This is a genomic window from Streptococcus sp. 2018162 (assembly GCF_019754175.1).
Classification (GTDB): Bacteria; Bacillota; Bacilli; order Lactobacillales; family Streptococcaceae; genus Streptococcus; species Streptococcus hashimotonensis.
Genome location: NZ_JAIJZP010000004.1, coordinates 65,663 through 85,656 on the forward strand (window position 1 = coordinate 65,663; position 19,994 = coordinate 85,656).

Sequence of the window (19,994 nt, forward strand, 5' to 3'; positions counted from 1 at the left end):
TTATGAATTGAAAAAGATTTTAGAAGGCAATAGTAAATAAAGAAGTTTTTAGAGTTTATGCGAATCATTTACTGGACTACGATATTTTAATGAATTAAAAAAGTTTGTGAAAGTTTTGTTTGATTATGAAATTTCAGTGTATAAGAAAGTTTTATTAAATTATGAAGGACAAAAATTATAAGATTGATAAGAATTACTCTCTAAGCTATGAGAAAGTTATTTCAACATTTCTTTCAACCAATGTCAGATTCATTAAAAGTCCTAGTCAATGTACTTTTTCTTGTATGCCGCATCTGAACGAGACTAGATTTGTACGGATGATTCCATTTGAGACTATCTCTAAAACTTCTTTTCGGTACGACGATCTATCTGATACATAGTACCTTTCCATTGTTATGGACGCTAATTTAACCAAAGGTAAGCAAGAAATATTAAATTAGTTCCGACAATTATTTGAATAACTATGACGTATATGCAATATCACTTCAGATTACATTTCGCTTTGCTATGACTTATTCCATCATAACTCCTTTTCAATTTCATCATTCGCTATCTTAATCGATACCGTGAAGTTAGTATAGCATAAAAAAATGTCAAAAAAACAAAACATATACAAATATTACATAAAAACTAGGGTAGGGTTATATAACCTAAAAAACAGATATGTGTCATCTCTTACACAAACACCTTTGGCTATTCGGAAGAAATAATATGAACTTCGCTGTGTTTACTATTTATAGTAAAGTCATTTCTCAAAGTTTTCTTCCCATCCAAACCAGCTTGACATTTTTACAATATACTAGCCTACACTTATCATTCTATCCAGCTTTTTTGCATGATTATGTGGCTACTCTAATAACAGCCATTAACGTTAAACTTTGTAGACCTTCATTCTCCAGCTACATCGTACAACGATTGAATTTTTCGAATAAATCATCTTACAGATAAAGCGTATACAAATAATAGTCTGTCCCCACCTACGAATTTCTCGTTTATGATAAGATGAGTGTGTAGAGGAATGGCCATTCTTTTATATATTTTTTTAGAAAGAGGTGCTTTATGAAGAATCAACTTAAAAGTAAAGCAGTAGCTATTTTACATGCACAAGCAATTCCTGCCCTAGCACTAATCACAATGATTGGAATGGCTGGGACAACTGCCACTATCCACGCCGACACCCAGGCAGCTAATATGCCTATTGAATCGGCTCAATTTAATGGATATTACGATTTTCTCTTTCCACAAACAACAGAAACTCTAACATTGGCTCAGGAGTTACGTGCCGATTTAGAAGACCGTATTAGCGAGGTGGAAAAACGAGCTCCTTACTCTCCCGAAGTCACAAGCCAAGCTGATGAATTACGCGTAAAAGTTCAGCAGTTTGACTTTGTTTGGGGTTCCAAAGATGATTTGATTCAGATATACGAAATGATTCTTCAAGATATTGCGATTTGGAAGGCACAAGTAGAGGACCACGGCTTAAATCCTATTGATGACTATCCATATCTAGACGATGACATCATTCCTCTTCGTCGCACTCCTGAGTTTTATGAATTACGAGACGAATTAAAAGCAGACTTGGAAAGCCGTATCACTGAAATCGAAAACTTGGAATCAAGAAAAGGCTATTGGACTCCAAAAGCTAATAATTTCCGCAACCAAGTTATGAAACTTGAATATCACCATATTGAGAAACCATTGATTCGCGAATATGAGAGAATCCTTCGCAATCTTGCGACCTGGCGAACACAGGTGAACGAATCCTAATCCTTTTACTACCATTTCACTTTTCATAGTTTATAAAATTACGTATAAATTCCTTTTATCATCAAACAATGTATAAACTAGAGAGAGCAACTGCTCTCTCTTTATTTGAGACCAGTCTACAGTAATGCCAATCATTTCATACTCCACGCAATAAAACACTCCTGTGTCTAGTTTTATACTAGAATTCAACAGGAGTGTTTTTCTATATTTCATTTTAGGAAGTATTCAAACCAAGATGGGTTTTCGGATGTAGATTACAGTTCAATCCTCCAACCGATTTCCCACTCGATAAAACTACCGTTGTTATAATCTACGCGTCCGTGCTCATATCCAAGTTCAACAAATGATGGCCAATCATCATTACTACTTTCGCCTGGAAGAGGACGATAACCATTATTACCGCTTAAGTTCGGCACGTGGCTTTCACCACTTTCGCCTGGAAGTTGAATACCACCATTATTACCACTTAAATTTGGCATGTGGGTTTCACCACTTTCACCTGGAAGGGGACGGTCGCCATTATTGCCGCTTAAGTTCGGCAAGTGGCTTTCACCACTTTCGCCTGGAAGGGGACGATGACCATTGTTACCGCTTAAGTTCGGCACGTGGCTTTCGCCACTAGCACCTGGAAGAAGACGATCGCCATTATTACCACTTAAATTTGGCAAGTGGGTTTCACCACTTTCACCTGGAAGTTGAAGACCGCCATTATTACCGCTTAAGTTCGGCATGTGGCTTTCACCACTTTCGCCGGGAAGTTGACGGTCACCATTATTACCACTTAAATTCGGCATGTGGCTTTCACCACTTTCGCCGGGAAGAGGAAGATGACCATTGTTACCGCTTAAGTTCGGCACGTGGCTTTCGCCACTAGCACCTGGAAGGGGACGATGACCATTATTACCACTTAAGTTAGGCGCATGGCTTTCACCACTTTCGCCGGGAAGGGGACGATGACCATTGTTACCGCTTAAGTTCGGCACGTGGCTTTCACCACTTTCGCCGGGAAGTTGACGGTCACCATTATCACCGCTTAAACCTGGGAGTTGGCTTTCACCACTTTCGCCGGGAAGTTGATGACCGCCATTATTACCACTTAAATTCGGCAAGTGGCTTTCACCACTTTCGCCGGGAAGAGGACGATGACCATTGTTACCGCTTAAGTCTGGGAGCTGGGTTTCGCCACTTTCACCTGGAAGAAGACGATGACCATTATTACCACTTAAGTTAGGCACTTGACTTTCACCACTTTTACCTGGAAGTTGACGGTCGCCATTATTGCCGCTTAAGTTCGGCAAGTGGCTTTCACCACTTTCGCCTGGAAGGGGACGATGACCATTGTTACCGCTTAAGTTAGGCACGTGGCTTTCGCCACTAGCACCTGGAAGAAGACGATCGCCATTATTACCACTTAAATTCGGTACTTGACTTTCGCCACTTTCGCCTGGAAGAGGACGATGACCATTATTACCGCTTAAATTTGGCAAGTGACGGTCACCACTAGCACCTGGAAGTTGATGGTCGCCATTATTACCGCTTAAATCTGGAAGCTGGCTTTCACCACTTTCGCCGGGAAGAGGACGGTCGCCATTATTGCCACTTAAATTTGGCAAGTGGGTTTCACCACTGGCACCTGGAAGTTGATGGCCATCATTATTACCACTTAAATTCGGCACGTGGCTTTCACCACTGGCACCTGGAAGTTGATGGTCACCATTATCACCACTTAAATCTGGATGCTGGCTTTCACCACTTTCGCCTGGAAGAGGATGTCCGCCATTATTACCGCTTAAATTCGGCACTTGGCTTTCACCACTTTCACCTGGAAGTTGACGGTCACCATTATTACCACTTAAGTTAGGCACTTGACTTTCACCACTTTTACCTGGAAGTTGACGGTCACCATTATCACCACTTAAGTTAGGCACTTGGCTTTCACCACTTTCGCCGGGAAGAGGACTTTGGTTGCGACCACCTAGACCAGAATCGCCGGGGACGACAGTCTCACCTTCCTTGCCGGGAAGTGGATGACTATTACGACCTTCTTGATGGGACTGTTTTCGTGCAAGTCGCCCCTCAAAGTAACCTCTCTCATAGTCCGGATCTGGAATAGGAGCTTTTCCAAACCCTCTATAACCATCTAAATAACCTATTTCATAGCCTGTTTTCCATCCCTCTTCTGAACTAGATTCACTTAATTTCGGTCCACGATTGTCTCCCTCCGAACCTGGGAGAGGACGATCACCATTATTGCCGCTTAAGTTAGGTACTTGGCTTTCGCCACTAGCACCTGGAAGTTGATGATCCCCATTATTACCACTTAAATCTGGAAGCTGGCTTTCACCACTTTCACCTGGAAGAAGACGATGGTCATTATTACCGCTTAAGTTAGGCACTTGGCTTTCACCACTTTTACCTGGAAGTTGACGATCGTCATTATTGCCACTTAAATTTGGCAAGTGGGTTTCACCACTTTCACCTGGAAGAGGACGATCGCCATTATTACCACTTAAATTTGGCACTTGACTTTCACCACTTTCGCCGGGAAGTGGACGATGACCATTATTACCACTTAAATTTGGCACGTGGGTTTCACCACTAGCACCTGGAAGTTGACGGTCACCATTATCACCGCTTAAGTTAGGCACTTGGCTTTCACCACTTTCGCCTGGAAGAGGACGTTGACCATTATTGCCACTTAAATTTGGCAAGTGGCTTTCACCACTTTCACCTGGAAGTGGATGACCGCCATTATTGCCGCTTAAGTTAGGCACTTGACTTTCGCCACTAGCACCGGGAAGTTGATGGCCTCCATTATTACCACTTAAATTGGGCAAATGGGTTTCACCACTTTCGCCGGGAAGTTGATGGCCTCCATTATTACCACTTAAATTTGGCAAGTGACTTTCACCACTAGCACCGGGAAGAGGACGATGACCATTATTACCGCTTAAATTTGGCAAGTGACTTTCACCACTTTCGCCTGGAACTTGATGGCCACCATTATCACCACTTAAATTGGGCAAGTGGCTTTCACCACTTTCACCTGGAAGAGGACGATCGCCATTATTGCCGCTTAAATTTGGCAAATGACTTTCGCCACTTTCGCCTGGAAGGTGATGGTCACCATTATTGCCACTTAAATTTGGCAAATGACTTTCGCCACTTTCGCCTGGAAGGTGATGGTCACCATTATTGCCACTTAAATTTGGCAAGTGGCTTTCACCACTTTCACCTGGAAGAGGACGATTGCCATTATCACCACTTAAGTTAGGCACTTGGCTTTCACCACTTTTACCTGGAAGTTGACGGTCGCTATTATCACCTCTTAAGTCTGGGAGCTGGCTTTTACCACTTTCGCCTGGAAGAGGACGATAACCATTATTACCGTTTAAATTTGGGAGCTGGCTTTCGCCACTTTCGCCTGGAAGGTGATGGTCACCATTATTGCCACTTAAATTTGGCAAATGTCTTTCGCCACTTTCGCCTGGAAGGTGAAGACCGCCATTATTACCACTTAAATTCGGCACTTGACTTTCACCACTTTCGCCTGGAAGTTGAAGACCGCCATTATCACCTCTTAAGTCTGGGAGCTCGGTTTCACCACTTTCGCCTGGAAGAGGAAGGCCACCATTATTACCACTTAAATTTGGCAAGTGGCTTTCACCACTTTCACCGGGAAGAGGACGATAACCATTATTGCCACTTAAGTTAGGCACTTGACTTTCACCACTTTCGCCTGGAAGGTGACGGTCACCATTATCACCGCTTAAGTTAGGCACTTGACTTTCGCCACTAGCACCTGGAAGAGGACGATAACCATTATTGCCACTTAAGTTAGGCACTTGACTTTCACCACTTTCGCCTGGAAGGTGACGGTCACCATTATCACCGCTTAAGTTAGGCACTTGACTTTCGCCACTAGCACCGGGAAGAGGACGATGACCATTATTACCGCTTAAGTCTGGAAGCTGGGTTTCACCACTTTCACCTGGAAGAAGACGATGACCATTGTTACCACTTAAGTTAGGTACTTGGCTTTCGCCACTAGCACCTGGAAGTTGATGGCTACCATTATTACCGCTTAAATTTGGCAAGTGACTTTCACCACTTTCACTTGGAAGTTGATGACCGCCATTATTACCGCTTAAATTTGGCACTTGGTTTTCACCACTAGCACCTGGAAGTTGAAGACCGCCATTATTACCGCTTAAATTTGGCAAGTGACTTTCACCACTTTCGCCGGGAAGAGGACGATGACCATTATTACCGCTTAAGTCTGGGAGCTGGCTTTCACCACTTTCGCCGGGAAGAGGACGATGACCATTGTTACCACTTAAGTTAGGCACTTGACTTTCACCACTTTCGCCGGGAAGTTGACGGTCACCATTATTACCACTTAAATTTAGCAAATGACTTTCGCCACTTTCGCCGGGAAGAGGACGATTGCCATTATCACCACTTAAGTTAGGCACTTGGCTTTCACCACTTTTACCTGGAAGTTGACGATTGCCATTATTGCCACTTAAATTTGGCAAGTGGCTTTCACCACTTTCACCTGGAAGGGGACGGTCACCATTATTACCGCTTAAGTTAGGCACTTGGCTTTCGCCGCTTTTACCGGGAAGTTGATGGCCTCCATTATTACCACTTAAATTTGGCAAGTGACTTTCACCACTTTCGCCTGGAAGTGGACGGTCACCATTATTACCACTTAAGTTAGGCACTTGACTTTCACCACTTTCACCTGGAAGTTGATGGTCACCATTATTACCACTTAAGTTAGGCACTTGACTTTCACCACTTTCACCTGGAAGTTGATGGTCACCATTATTACCACTTAAGTTAGGCACTTGACTTTCGCCACTTTCACCTGGAAGAGGACGATTGCCATTATTGCCGCTTAAATTTGGCAAGTGGGTTTCACCACTGGCACCTGGAAGTTGATGGCCATCATTATTACCACTTAAATTCGACACATGGCTTTCACCACTGGCACCTGGAAGTTGATGGTCACCATTATTACCACTTAAATTCGGCACTTGACTTTCACCACTAGCACCTGGAAGCGGCTTAGGTGTACGACCCCCTAAGCCAGAATCGCTGGAAAGTGGACCACTATTATCGCCACTACTACCTAATAAGCGATGCATTCCAGCATTGCCATTCTGTCCTAATTGCTGACTAGTTCCCCCTTCACCCGCTAATTGAGAATTTCTATTTTCAATTTCTTGATGATAAACGCTCGATTCTGAATTTTGAGGGCTTCGATTTCCTCCTTCTGAACCCGGTAATGTCCTAGTATTCCGACCACTTAATGCTGAATTTTCTCCCTCGGTTTGCTGCTCAATCCTGCTATTATCAACAATAGACAATCGTTGCTCATTTGCATTTCCACCCGGTCTTAGGATTTTATTTCCGCCTACGATTAGACCCACCGAAGCTAACGTGACAATGGCACCTGCATATAGCCATCGTTTCCCTGATTTCCACATCCTAAAACGGCCTTGAAATTTGAAAAAATTATTTGACATCTGTGAATATACCTCTCTACTTATTTTTTCACATTCTTAAAAAACGTACGTCATTCATTTGTACTGGATAATTTTATCAAAAAAATATCTCGCAAAAAGCCTCTTACAGCAAAAAATAGATAAAAAATATCCAAAAAATACGAACGTTTTACCTTGCGCCCTTAAACTTTGCACAATAAAAAAAGCCATCATTTTTGATGACTTTTCTCTTAATTGTTCTGACTTAATTTACTATGAGCAACTCTAAAAAGAGTCTAATCTACAAACATTTATTAGTCTGAAAACTTAAAGAAGTAAAGGTGTTTAACCTTATCTAAGGCTTTATTCTGCTTCTCTTCTTTTTCATTCATAGAACGTAGTTCTACTGTAGGAAATTCACCTGCTGGAGAGTAATGAGCGATAATCTCACCGTTTTCTAGCTGTTTTGCGAGCTCATTGTTCACTTCGCCTTCTGAGCCACGTCCACCTGGTCTATAGTGGTTGATAAACGTATAATTACCCCAGCTATTTTTTGTTTCTACTGCCTCTCCATCAAATCGACATGGATCTGATGTTTTAAATCCAGTTGCTTCAGATGATACAGCTGTAAATGTTTCTGCTTGAGCAGTAGCTCCTCCAAATAATGCAAGTCCTGCTAACAAGGTTACTGCACCTAATTTAAATGTTGACATAAAAATACTCCTTTAAATTTTTCTTTTCCGTACCAATGTACGGTTTTATTATAACAAAAATACAATTTATGAAAAGACGTTTTTTTCAAAAAATAGATAAAAAATAGCCTAAAAATACCAATAAGACGAACTCGATTTTAATACCTATTCGATAATCGAATTTAATCATTACGCTTCTTTAAGATGCTCATAATCAAAACTGTAAAGAATAAGCTGACAGCTCCCAGAATGGCTAAAAGCATCCCGTTTTTCTCACCTGTTTTTGGGAGGGAAACGCTCTGGCTTTGCTTAACAACAGCATGTAAATCCTCTTTTTTTTGCTTGTCTTCTTCCATGACTTCAGATTTTTTTGATGGAGCCACCTTTTCTTCCTTGGTCCCCATTTTTTCTTGATGCCCCTTTGACTCCAAGCTCACCTTCTCCTGAACAACATCCATTTGCTGTCCCATCTGCTGATTCTCTCGTGACAAACTCATTGATGGGGACTGAGAAGAATTTGCTTTCTTCATATCATTTGTCTTGACTTCATCTGTGATGGCATCATTTTTTCTGATAAGGGGCGCTGGTTTACTAATCCGCTTCCCTTTTCCTTTTTGTACTGTCACAACCTCCCAAGCCATCTGACTCCCATCTTGGTCAAAAGCCCTGAATGACAGAGTTTCTCCCTCTTTTAATACTCGATTTCCTAAATCAAATACAAACTGACCTGTAGCATCAGCGGTTGTCCGAGCAAGCATTTCTTCAGCCTTATGTGTCGATACCAGTTCTACTGTCACTCCTGGGGCAATTTTTCCACTAATATAGCCGTAATCAGTTGTCACTTCGTCCACTTGGAATGGCAAGTCACTCTCATCCTCATCTTCTAAATATTGACCAACGACTACCTCTTTTGAGGCCAACAAAATATTTGTCTTTGGATCTAAAATCTCAAAACGAATTTTCTCTCCTTTTTCAAAGGGGAGTTGTAAATCTTGAATTTGAAAACCGAAAAAACCTAATTCATCAACTTGGACAGGCGGGTATACCTTACCTTCAATTGATGAAACCATCCGAACATTGGCATGTGGAAACAGAGTTCTACCAACGATATAATCTTTCTTATTGTGCAAAGTAGGGACAACAATCGGATTTTCAAAGGTTGCCTCATCCATATCTACCTCTTGTAAATAAGTCACCAAGGGGGCAATAACAGCCTTATCTAATTGTTTGCTTGGACCATCTACCGTGTCAATATAAATTGATTCAACTTCTCCTTGCTGATTGTACACCAAGCGGTAATATTGCTCTCCTGGTTGCAATTTCGGTAAGGTAACTTTAAAGTTCCCTGTCTTATCAGCAATTGCTTCTTCCAAAAATTCAAAAGTAGCAACATTATATAATTGTACTTGACCAAACGGAACCGTCTGCCCCTCCAAAACGGAATTATCACTTGAAAGTGGCTTCACCATTATCTGTGAAGGGCTATCTGTTTTTTCCCACGGAATAACGATATGATTTGTAATAACTGGATGATTATCCTCAGAAATAAATGATAAAACCAGTTTGTCATTCGCCTTAAATTTCGAGCCTGCTAAACTGTCAGAAAAAGTCACCTCAAATCGCCCATCTTCATTGATTGGCGTCTTATCCGATACAAAACTTCCATTTATAGACAGATAAACAAATCCCTTAACAGAGGTATGCCCAATGACCTTGTTGGCATGTTCCAAAATTGGTTCCACCAGAACTTGGTGCTGCCCATCTTCTGTCTTCTCTAGTCGTTCAGTCGGAATTTTATAGGCATCTGGATGACGCTCAGTTTTGACAGTCTCAATCAGTTCTTCACCTTCTCCTTCGTCCTCAGACTCTTCTTCAGATTCTTTCGGAAATGAACTAATCTCAACCACTTGGTTATAGCCCAATGGCTTTTCTAAAGAATGTTTAAACTTACCTTCTTCATCCGCTTCTAGACTATTATCAATGGAAGTAATCGCTTCACCATCCACAGAAATAAATACATATCCTCCAGGAATAGTCTGACCTGAAATTTGCTTGTCACCAGCATGAACAGGATCGATTTTCAAGATGCTTTCTTTAGCCTTTTTCTCGCTGTCAGGAAGACTAGCATCCGTCGGTTTCACTTCTACCTCAGTAGCTTCTTCCTTTTCTGTTTTTCTATCCGAATCTTCTACCAGCTCTTCTTCAATAGCAAGTGGCGTTTCTGTTACCTTGGCTTCGATTTCTGTACTCATAATAGCTGTTTCATCAGCTTTTGCAACTGCTCCCACGCCTGTTCCAAACCACATAAGCGCAATCATAACAGAAGCTAATCCAACCTTACTCTTTCTCAACGAAAAAATTTCAGTCTGTCTATTCATTTTTTCTCCTTGTTTTCTATCATTTAATACTCAACACACACAGTGCCTACTCTAATTATAGAAAACCAATCTCACATAGTATTATGTTTCGTTTGTTTTTTATCTAATCTGCCCATGCTCATTCCCAAGAATAAATCTCAAAACGAAGCTTGGCTCAAGACCAGTACCACTTCTCTGATTTCGTCTTCCCACTCCCAAAATAAAAAATACCAGCTACACCACATAGCTGATATTTCAGATAATTATTTTGCACTTCTGACACAAGCTTCATAGGTCTGTTCCATCAACATGGTAATAGTCATCGGACCAACACCACCTGGAACTGGGGTAATATAACTTGCTACTTCTGATACTTCATCGTATTTGACATCACCGATTAGCTTGCCATTTTCATCACGATTCATACCAACATCAATTACCACGGCACCTGGCTTAACAAATTCCTTGGTCACAAAATGACCACGACCAATGGCAACAACAAGAATATCGGCCTGACGAGCAAGATCTGGCAAGTTTTTGGTACGAGAATGTGCAATCGTTACAGTAGCATTGGCATCCAATAGCAGCTGTGCCATCGGTTTACCAACAATATTAGAACGACCAATAACTAAAGCAGACTTCCCTTCCAGCTCAATCTGATATTCCTTGAACATTTCCATAATTCCTGCTGGAGTAGATGGAATCATGACAGGATGACCTGACCAGAATTTCCCCATGTTAGTCGGATGAAAACCATCCACATCCTTATCTGGGTCAATAGCCAACAAGACCTTCTCCTCGCTGATGTGGGCTGGTAAGGGCAATTGCACCAAAATACCATGCCATTCATCATCCTGATTATAGCGCTCAATCAAATCCAACAAGTCTGACTCAGAAATCGTATCTGGCACACGAACAACCTCACTCTTGAATCCAGCAGCTAGAGCTGACCGCTCCTTATTCCGTACATAAACCTGACTAGCAGGATTTTCGCCAACTAAAATAACTACAAGACCTGGTACCAAACCCTTTTCTTCTTTTAATCGAGCAGTTTTCTCCGCCAAGGCAGCCTGCATTTTTACACCTAGTGCTTTCCCATCAATGACTGTCATACCTACACTCCTTTTGTTTTTTCTATTATACCCTAAAATTCTCCGACTGACTATACTTGTACAAAGTAGAATATAGCATGTAGCAAAAAACTCCGAACAATATCGGAGTCGTACTTATTTGTTCATTTATAGTCTTTTAGTTTACTTTTAGTACTAGGCAACGAGCTGCAGACAGTACTGGAGTACGGCAAAGCGAGTTAACGAAGTAATAAAAGAAAAACTAAATGACTATATTACAAGACCTTGGACAAGAAATCCTTGGTCCGTTCTTCCTTGGTATGTTCAAAGACTTCTTCAGGCGTTCCATCCTCCACGATGACACCACCATCCATAAAGATAACCCTGTCAGCTACCTCACGCGCAAATCCCATCTCATGAGTCACGATAACCATGGTCATCCCTGACTTAGCCAAATCCTGCATAACAGCAAGAACTTCACCAACCATTTCAGGGTCTAGTGCAGAGGTCGGTTCATCAAAAAGTAGGACATCTGGGTCCATGGCCAGACCACGCGCAATAGCAATCCGCTGTTGCTGACCACCTGAAAGGCTTTGTGGATAGGCATTCGCCTTATCTGGCAATCCTACCTTTTCAAGTAATTCCTTAGCCTTCTTCTCAGCCTCATCCTTTGCAATTCCCTTTGTCTTAATAGGTGATAAAGTAATATTATCTAATACCGTCATATTCGGAAAAAGATTGAACTGTTGAAAAACCATTCCCATCTTTTCACGCATCTTGAAAATATCATTTGACTTGTCAGTAATATCAACACCTTCAAATGTAACAGTTCCCTTGGTCGGTACTTCTAAGAGGTTCATTGTACGTAAGAAAGTCGATTTCCCTGACCCTGATGGACCGATAATAACGACTACCTGACCTTGTTGAATATCTAAATCAATTCCTTTTAGAACCTCATTCTTTCCGAAGTACTTATGTAAATCCTTGATAGAAATAATTGCATTAGACATGGAACTGTCCTCCCTTGTTCAACTTTTTCTCAAACGACTGAATAATCACTGTTAGCACCGTTGTCATAATTAGATAATAGCTCGCTGCAAATACAAGTGGTGTTAAAGGAATATAAGAAGTGGATTGAACTGTCTGAGCACCGTTCCATAATTCCATCACACCGATGGTTGACAAAAGTGAACTATCCTTAACAATAGTCACAAATTCATTTCCCAAGGCTGGAAGGATATTCTTGATAGCCTGTGGCATGATAACGTAACGCATGGCCTGCTTTGGTCTAATACCAAGCGAATAAGCAGCTTCCAACTGTCCTTTTGGTACAGCATTAATACCTGCACGAACAGTTTCAGATACATAGGCACCCGAGTTCATCGAAATAACAATGATACCTGGAATCAAGCGTGTCAAATCTACCGTCAAAATTCCTAGCTGAAAAGTTGGTGCTACAAAATGTGTCATCGCAAAAGCAATCATAATCTGAACAATCATCGGTGTCCCACGAAAAATCCAGACATAGATATTGGCAGTCCAAGCTAAAACTTTATACTTACTACGCTGAGCAAAAGCAAGCAACACACCTAAAATACTACCAAAAAATACTGAGAAAAATGCAATAACGAGGGTAACAATTGCCCCATAATTAAAATAAGCCCAATACTCAGGCAAAAAAGAAAAATTCATTCAACTTACTCCAATTCTGTCATTTAGAGTCTATTATACCACTTTTGAATATTTATGCAATACTTTTGTTTATAATATTCATTTTACATAAGAAAAAAGCACCCTTAGGTGCCTCTCACTTCTTCTTAGTACAATAGCTCATAGATTTCCATTGCAATCAAGTCGATGCTATCAAACGCGTACGTTTCACGAGCAGCAACATCACGCAAGGTAAATACTGAACCATTTTCCTCGTCATAGCTATAAGCCACTTCTGCAACAACAATACCATCACGTTCGAAATTACGTTTCAACGTACCGCCGTCATTAGCCATAGCTTCCAGACGATTGATAATTCTCACCAAATGTGATTCCATATTCGTTCTCCTAATCCTTTTTATAGGAATATTTTACCACATATTGCCAAAAAAGTCTTATTTTTTCCCTATTTTCTTCCTATCGCCCTATTTTTCATAGAAAGTTTTTCCAAGCGTAGCAGTTTCTTGATTTTTCTATGAATCTTGTTATAATAAAGCTAGAACTGACCTTTTTTGACTATTTAACAATAGGTCACATTTTTCACAGAAAGAGGTAGAATTATGCTCTGCAAAAATTGTAATATCAACGACGCAACGATCCATCTCTACACCAACTTAAACGGTAAACAACAGCAGGTAGACCTCTGTCACAACTGCTATCAAATCATGAAAACAGACCCTAATAATGCTATCCTACGTGGGTTGGGAGATTTAACAAATCCTAACAATATGGATCCCTTTAGTGAATTCTTCAATCACCTAGGTGGCTATCCTGGCAATACCCCTGCTGGAAAAAATCGCGAACAGACTCCTCCCACTCAAGCCGGTGGTGGGCATAATGGACGTGGTGGACAGACCCCTCCTCCGCAACAACCCCAACAACCAAATGGGCTCCTTGAAGAATTTGGTATCAACGTTACCGAAATTGCCCGTCGTGGGGATATTGATCCAGTAATCGGTCGCGATCAAGAAATTACACGTGTCATAGAAATTCTCAACCGTCGTACAAAAAATAACCCTGTTCTTATCGGTGAGCCTGGAGTAGGTAAAACAGCGGTTGTTGAAGGCTTGGCTCAAAAAATTGTCGATGGCGATGTGCCACAGAAATTACGAGACAAGGAAGTCATTCGTCTGGATGTTGTCAGCCTCGTACAAGGAACAGGTATCCGCGGACAATTTGAAGAACGCATGCAAAAACTCATGGAAGAAATCCGTAATCGTCGCGAAATCATTCTTTTTATTGACGAGATTCACGAAATTGTCGGTGCTGGTTCTGCAGGCGATGGCAACATGGATGCTGGCAATATCCTCAAACCAGCCCTCGCACGTGGTGAAATGCAACTAGTCGGTGCAACAACGCTCAACGAGTACCGTATTATCGAAAAAGATGCCGCCCTAGAGCGCCGTATGCAACCCGTAAAAGTTGAAGAACCAAGTGTCGAAGAAACCATTACCATTCTCAAAGGTATCCAAAATAAATACCAGGATTACCATCATGTTAAATACTCCGATGCAGCTATCGAAGCTGCCGCAGTACTGTCCAACCGCTACATTCAAGACCGTTTCCTACCTGACAAGGCTATTGACCTTCTGGATGAAGCTGGTTCAAAAATGAATTTGACCCTCAACTTTATTGATCCAAAAGAAATTGACCAACGCCTAATTGATGCCGAAAATCGTAAAGCACAAGCTACACGAGATGAGGACTATGAAAAAGCGGCCTATTTCCGTGACCAAATTGCTAAGTACAAGGAGATGCAAAAGGCAACTATCAGCGAGGAAGATATTCCACTCATTACTGAGAAAGAAATTGAGGCCATCGTTGAGCAAAAAACAAATATCCCAGTTGGTGATTTAAAAGAAAAAGAACAGTCCCAGCTTGTGAACCTCGCTAGTGACTTAAAAGCCCATGTTATCGGACAAGATGAAGCAGTTGACAAGATAGCTAAAGCCATCCGCCGTAATCGTGTCGGTCTCGGTGCTCCAAATCGTCCAATTGGATCCTTCCTCTTTGTCGGACCAACAGGTGTCGGTAAAACCGAATTGTCTAAACAATTAGCTATCGAACTCTTCGGTTCGGCGGACAGCATGATCCGCTTCGACATGTCCGAATACATGGAAAAACACGCTGTCGCTAAACTCGTCGGAGCTCCTCCAGGCTATGTAGGCTATGAGGAGGCTGGACAATTGACTGAAAAAGTCCGTCGTAATCCTTATTCACTCATCCTCCTTGACGAAGTTGAAAAAGCCCACCCAGATGTCATGCACATGTTCCTTCAGGTCTTAGACGATGGGCGTCTGACAGATGGACAAGGGCGGACAGTCAGCTTCAAAGATACCATCATCATCATGACATCAAATGCTGGTACTGGAAAAGTTGAAGCAAGTGTCGGTTTTGGTGCGGCTATGGAAGGGCGGACTCAATCAGTCCTTGGCCAACTTAGCAATTTCTTCACACCTGAATTTATGAACCGATTTGACGGCATTATTGAGTTCCAACCACTGAGCAAGGAAAACCTACTTGAAATCGTCAGCCTCATGCTAGACGATGTAAACAAACGCCTTTCTCACAATGGCATCAGCCTCCATGTAACAGATAAAGTTAAGGAGAAATTAGTGGACCTTGGCTACGATCCAAAGATGGGAGCTCGTCCACTACGCAGAACCATCCAAGATCAGATTGAAGATGCTATCACCGACTTCTACTTAGAACATCCAGCAGAAAAAGACCTACGTGCTGTCATGTCAAGTAAAGGTACAATTCAAATCAAGGCACAAACAAAGACAAAATAAGAAAATAGAGCTGCTCCCTACGAGTAGCCTATTTTACTGTTTTGATACTCTATTTTTCTAAATTTTTCCCCATCTCCATCCTATAAAAAAACTTTACTTTGTAAAGCCTATCACAAGGAAAAATAATAAAAAAGTGGTATAATGTATACAACTCATTCCAATTATGAAAGAGGATAGAATTGCCTATGGAGAAAATCGCTGTATTTGGAGAAAAGAAGGCTGGCGTCAGCTACCAGAGTCGCTTTGGTGTTTACGCAGTTATCCCAGATGAAAAGAAAGAACAGATTATACTCGTTCAAGCACCAAACGGAGCTTGGTTTCTTCCTGGTGGAGAAATTGAAAAGGGAGAAAATCACCTCATTGCCTTAGAGCGCGAATTGATGGAAGAGCTTGGATTCACCGCTGAAATCGGAAAATACTTTGGTCAGGCTGACGAATACTTCTACTCTAGCCACCGCGATACCCATTTCTATAATCCAGCCTACATCTACGAAGTAACTAGCTACCATCAAATAGGACAACCACTAGAAGATTTCAACCATATTGCCTGGTTCCCAGTCAATGAAGCCATCGATAAACTCAAACGTGGTAGTCACAAATGGGGCATTGAACAATGGAAATTGCAAGAAAATTCATTCAATAACTAGTAAAAACACTCTAATCGTGCTATAATGTAGCCAAAGAGATAGAGGAGGTTCCACATGAAAATCATTAACACGACAAATAGTCATCCCAATCTTGTCCAAAGCCAGTTGGCTAATACTGATGCTTTCCTAGTAGAGACTTATTCTGCAGGGAATACAGACGTTATTTTCACACAGGCACCCCGTCATTATGAACTCTTGATCAGTAATAAATACCGTGCAGTACAACAAAATGAAATCGAGCAAATTCGTGATTTCTTCCTTCATCGAAAAATTGATGAACGAACTATTAACAAGGCTGCCATTCAAACGATTCACACAGACCGTTTGATTGAAATGTCTATTCCCATTATCGCAGAAGTGTAAGAAGCCAATTGGCTTCTTCAGATTGAAGAAAAAGTCCATTTTGGACAATTTTCTTCAATCTTTTTTCTTTATGTTGAAAATAAAAAAAACTCTCAGAAACGCCGAAATATCAATGTTTCTAAGAGTTTAATGACTTGCTATCTTTCGCAAACTTCTTCAATTTTTATATTTTTAGGAGTTTGTCTACGTTCTGAAGCTCCAATGGAGCTTTTCACTCATCAAGGCTCGTGACAACGGATAATTTTGATTTTCGAAGAGTATTACAAAAAAAGCCTATCGCTAGATAGACTTTAACAAATGTATTGTGATTACTTACGCTTCAAAACCTTGAGCTACTGCTTCAGCAAAGTTTTCTTCCACTACGCTTGCACAGTGGTCACAGATTGTCGCACCATAGCTACGTTCTACAACGCTAGTATCAATACGGCGGCAACGGTCACATACTTCACCGCTTGCACGCTCTACAGTAAAGGCAACTTCTTCTACCAGAACAGCACTTTCAGGAGCTACTTCCGTTGTTACTGTAAGATTAGAAATAATAAGCAACTGAGCAAGGTCTGCATTCAAGCTCTCCAAGAAGGACTTGGTTTCAGCTGAGACATAGGCAGTCAAATGAGCTTCAAGTGACTTACCGATGACTTTGGCATTACGTGCTTCTTCCAAGGCTTTTTGTGCCTGAGTACGGAAGACCATAAAGTTTTCCCAATCAGCCAAAAGCTGCGCTTCATTGGCAAAGGTTTCCACCTCTGGCATTTCCGCCAATTGTACAAACTCTTCTGCTTCGTGTTCCAAGTATGACCAGATTTCTTCTGCCGTATGTGGCAAGATTGGGGTCAAGAGCTTGGTAATTTTCACCAAGATGTCATAGAAGACTGTCTGCATCTGACGACGAGAAAGTGATTTAGCACCATCAATGTAGACAACATCTTTGGCAAAATCGAGGTAGAAGGCTGATAAATCAAGAGTTACAAAGTTTACTACAGATTTGTAGATACCCATGAAATCATAATTGTCGTAGGCTTCACGGATTTGGGCTACCAATTTGTTAAATTTCACCAAGAGATATTGGTCAACAGAACGAAGCTCTTCGTAAGCCACTGCATCACTTGCAGGATTGAAATCAGAAGTGTTGGCAATCAAGAAGCGAAGGGTATTACGGATTTTACGGTAGGTTTCAGAAACCTGTCCAAGAATATCCATAGACACACGCACATCGTTTGATGTATCAACGGATGTCACCCACAGACGCAAGATTTCTGCACCAAATTGTTTCTCAACATCACTTGGTAGAATGGTATTGCCTAGAGATTTAGACATCTTCATACCTTTGCCATCTAAGACAAAACCTTGTGACAAGACAGCCTTGTATGGTGCATGACCATTTACGGCTACAGAGGTAATCAAGGATGAGTTAAACCAACCACGGTATTGGTCAGAACCTTCTAGGTAGAGGTCTGCTGGGTAGGCAAGATTTTCACGGGCGTTCATGACACCATTCCAAGATGAACCAGAGTCAAACCATACGTCCATGATGTCTGTTTCTTTGGTAAATTCGCCATTTGGTGAACCTGGATGAGTGAAACCAGCTGGCAAAAGATCTTTTGCTTCTGATTTCCACCAGATGATAGAACCATGCTCTTCAAAAAGGGCAGCAACGTGGTCTGTCACTTCCTTGGTCATAATCGCTGTACCATCTTCTGCATAGAAGATTGGAAGCGGCACACCCCAAGCACGCTGACGAGAGATGACCCAGTCACCGCGGTCACGGATCATGTTGTAAAGACGTGTTTTACCCCAAGCAGGAATAAAGGTCGTTGCTTCGATTTGGTCCAAGATTTCCTGACGGAATTTAGAAACAGAGGCAAACCATTGCGGTACTGCACGCCAGATGATTGGCTTCTTGGTTCTCCAGTCAAATGGGTAGGAGTGATTGATCACTTCACTAGCAAGGAGCAAGTCGCCTAATTTTTCCTTAACCGTTGGTACAACCTTGTCATAGAATTGCCCTTCAAAATCAGGACCCGCAGCTTCATTCATCAAGCCACGTTCATTGACAGTTACCGCAACCTCCAAGTCATATTTGACACCGACATTATAGTCATCCTCACCAAAACCTGGAGCTGTATGGACGATACCAGTACCCGAGTCCGTTGTGACATGGTCACCCAAGATAACCAATTCATCAACTTCTCTATCCCATGGGTGTTCGGTCACGATGTATTCAAACTCAGCACCCTTGTGTTTTGAAATCACTTCGAAGGATTCCCAACCGAATTTGGCTGCCAAGCTATCAACCAAGGCTTCTGCCAAGACATACTTACGGTCAGAACCAGCTGGTTGAACCAAGACATAGTCAATGTCTGCTCCCATTGTCAAACCGCGAGAAGCCGTTACTGTAAATGGAGTCGTTGTCCAGACAACGATGTAGCTGTCTGTATCCAAGAGCCCCTTGCCATCTTTGACCTTGTTAGCATAATAAAGAGATGTTGAGTCAATGTCGTGGTATTCAATTTCAGCTTCTGCAAGGGCAGATTCAGATGACCATGACCAGTAAACAGGCTTGGCACCACGGTAAATATAGCCCTTGTCTGCCATAGCACCGAAGACACGGATTTGAGCTGCTTCGTAGTCTTTTGTCAAGGTGATGTATGGATTTTCCCAGTCTGCAGAAACACCCAAGCGTTTGAAATCATCACGTTGCTTGTCAACTTGACTAAGAGCGTAGTCACGGCACATTTCAAGGTATTCTACCAAGTCCATTTCCTTGCGCTTAACACCTTGTTTTGCCAAGACTTGCTCAATAGGAAGACCATGCGTATCCCAACCCGGTACAAATGGCGCACGGAAGCCAGACATTGACTTAGAGCGAACGATAATATCTTTAGAAATCTTGTTCAAGGCGTGTCCAACGTGGATATTTCCGTTAGCGTAGGGAGGGCCATCGTGGAGGTGGAAAGCAGGTTTGCCTTCATTGAGTTCTTGGCGACGAGCATACAAGTTTGCTTCATCCCAAGCCTTTTGCCATTCTGGTTCACGTGTTGGTAAGCCTGCACGCATAGGAAATGCTGTCTTACCTAAATTGAGTGTTTCTTTTAGTTTCATCA

At 41.8% G+C, this 19,994-nt stretch carries 12 protein-coding genes; 4 read left to right on the forward strand and 8 right to left on the reverse strand.

What is annotated here, in order from left to right; translation table 11 throughout:
* Positions 1-1,059: 1,059 nt before the first annotated feature.
* Positions 1,060-1,767, forward strand: coding sequence for a hypothetical protein (locus K5Q22_RS05270; RefSeq protein WP_205013740.1), 708 nt, complete (start codon positions 1,060-1,062; stop codon positions 1,765-1,767).
* 254 nt (positions 1,768-2,021) lie between these two features.
* Here the strand turns inward: K5Q22_RS05270 and K5Q22_RS05275 are convergent, their stop codons facing one another.
* The 7 genes from K5Q22_RS05275 to K5Q22_RS05305 all read right to left on the reverse strand — a co-directional run bounded on the left by K5Q22_RS05275 (position 2,022) and on the right by K5Q22_RS05305 (position 13,426).
* Complete coding sequence (locus K5Q22_RS05275; protein ID WP_221868593.1) at positions 2,022-7,301, reverse strand: KxYKxGKxW signal peptide domain-containing protein; 5,280 nt, start codon at positions 7,299-7,301, stop codon at positions 2,022-2,024.
* Between the two features lie 272 nt (positions 7,302-7,573).
* Complete coding sequence (locus K5Q22_RS05280) at positions 7,574-7,972, reverse strand: hypothetical protein (RefSeq protein ID WP_205013738.1); 399 nt, start codon at positions 7,970-7,972, stop codon at positions 7,574-7,576.
* Between the two features lie 161 nt (positions 7,973-8,133).
* On the reverse strand, positions 8,134-10,329 hold the full coding sequence (locus K5Q22_RS05285) for a YSIRK-type signal peptide-containing protein (RefSeq protein WP_205013737.1): 2,196 nt from the start codon (positions 10,327-10,329) through the stop codon (positions 8,134-8,136).
* Between the two features lie 242 nt (positions 10,330-10,571).
* Positions 10,572-11,420: a bifunctional methylenetetrahydrofolate dehydrogenase/methenyltetrahydrofolate cyclohydrolase gene (locus K5Q22_RS05290; RefSeq protein WP_024385039.1), complete on the reverse strand. Its 849-nt coding sequence runs from the start codon at positions 11,418-11,420 to the stop codon at positions 10,572-10,574.
* A gap of 233 nt (positions 11,421-11,653) precedes the next feature.
* A complete protein-coding gene (locus tag K5Q22_RS05295) occupies positions 11,654-12,388 on the reverse strand; it encodes an amino acid ABC transporter ATP-binding protein (RefSeq protein ID WP_002943067.1) in 735 nt (244 codons plus the stop codon).
* On the reverse strand, positions 12,381-13,070 hold the full coding sequence (locus tag K5Q22_RS05300; RefSeq protein WP_044682108.1) for an amino acid ABC transporter permease: 690 nt from the start codon (positions 13,068-13,070) through the stop codon (positions 12,381-12,383). The genes K5Q22_RS05295 and K5Q22_RS05300 overlap by 8 nt, the downstream gene beginning before the upstream one ends.
* A gap of 125 nt (positions 13,071-13,195) precedes the next feature.
* Positions 13,196-13,426 carry a DUF1797 family protein gene (locus K5Q22_RS05305; protein ID WP_002938704.1) on the reverse strand — a complete coding sequence of 77 codons (231 nt, stop codon included), beginning with the start codon at positions 13,424-13,426 and terminating at the stop codon, positions 13,196-13,198.
* 222 nt (positions 13,427-13,648) lie between these two features.
* On the opposite strand from K5Q22_RS05305, the gene K5Q22_RS05310 reads away from it, so the two are divergent.
* From K5Q22_RS05310 to K5Q22_RS05320, 3 genes are all read left to right on the forward strand, one after another.
* Positions 13,649-15,880, forward strand: coding sequence for an ATP-dependent Clp protease ATP-binding subunit (locus K5Q22_RS05310; RefSeq protein ID WP_029752571.1), 2,232 nt, complete (start codon positions 13,649-13,651; stop codon positions 15,878-15,880).
* A gap of 185 nt (positions 15,881-16,065) precedes the next feature.
* Positions 16,066-16,527, forward strand: a complete 462-nt coding sequence (locus K5Q22_RS05315) for an NUDIX hydrolase (RefSeq protein WP_002938708.1) — start codon at positions 16,066-16,068, stop codon at positions 16,525-16,527.
* Positions 16,528-16,581: 54 nt separating this feature from the next.
* Positions 16,582-16,890, forward strand: a complete 309-nt coding sequence (locus K5Q22_RS05320) for a DUF1827 family protein (protein ID WP_002938710.1) — start codon at positions 16,582-16,584, stop codon at positions 16,888-16,890.
* Positions 16,891-17,202: 312 nt separating this feature from the next.
* Here the strand turns inward: K5Q22_RS05320 and ileS are convergent, their stop codons facing one another.
* On the reverse strand, positions 17,203-19,992 hold the full coding sequence (gene ileS, locus K5Q22_RS05325; RefSeq protein WP_205013736.1) for an isoleucine--tRNA ligase: 2,790 nt from the start codon (positions 19,990-19,992) through the stop codon (positions 17,203-17,205).
* Between the last annotated feature and the right edge of the window lie 2 nt (positions 19,993-19,994).